Source organism: Candidatus Megaera venefica, assembly GCF_034554655.1.
GTDB classification, from domain to species: Bacteria; Pseudomonadota; Alphaproteobacteria; order Rickettsiales; family Rickettsiaceae; genus Megaera_A; species Megaera_A venefica.
On the sequence record NZ_JARJFB010000278.1, the window covers coordinates 1 to 626 of the forward strand.

General features: G+C 29.7%; 2 protein-coding genes. One reads left to right on the plus strand and one right to left on the minus strand.

All coding sequences use genetic code 11. The features are described from left to right. Positions 1-353 (plus strand): phospholipase D-like domain-containing protein (locus Megvenef_RS09760; protein ID WP_322777714.1); only part of this gene is annotated, 353 nt, incomplete at its 5' end. 28 nt (positions 354-381) lie between these two features. Here Megvenef_RS09760 and Megvenef_RS09765 read toward each other — a convergent pair. After that, the gene (locus Megvenef_RS09765) at positions 382-591 is read right to left on the minus strand and encodes a hypothetical protein (RefSeq protein WP_322777715.1); all 210 of its coding nucleotides are present in this window, start codon (positions 589-591) and stop codon (positions 382-384) included. Positions 592-626 lie beyond the last annotated feature (35 nt).

The window sequence follows — 626 nt, forward strand, 5'->3', positions numbered from 1 at the left end:
ACGGATTCACTTCTGAGAAAATAATAAAAGCATTAATAGAGGCTAAAAATAGAGGCGTGAATGTTGAAGTTATTTTGGATCGTAGCAATTTTCAAAAAAAGAAACTAGATATAATTAAATTGTTGCATAAACACTCAATTCCAGTTTATCAAGATAATGCTAAAGGTATCGCTCATAACAAAATAATGATTATAGACAACAAGAAAGTAATCACAGGTTCTTTTAATTTTACTAAAAATGCCGACTATAACAATGTTGAAAATGTAGTAGTGCTAGATGATGTAAATGTGGCTAGTAAATACACCGCAAATTGGTTACATAGATTGTCTAATAGCACTACGATAGATTTTTAGGTTTATAGATATATAGAAATCTATAAACCTAGTTTTCTATATATCTATTTATGGCTTCTAAGATTACATCCTGCATAGTCTCACTGTTTGTAGCAGTTTTGGCTTTAAACAACGCCCTCTTTTGTTTTGAAATATTAATGTTCAAGCCGACCATATCTTCTTTTGTTGCTTCGACTATTGCTTCATCGGTCGTATAACTACGATGCTTTTTTGTTCCTATTTTAGCTTTGAATGCCATAATTATTAATTCATTATAGTTAATATTTCATTGTA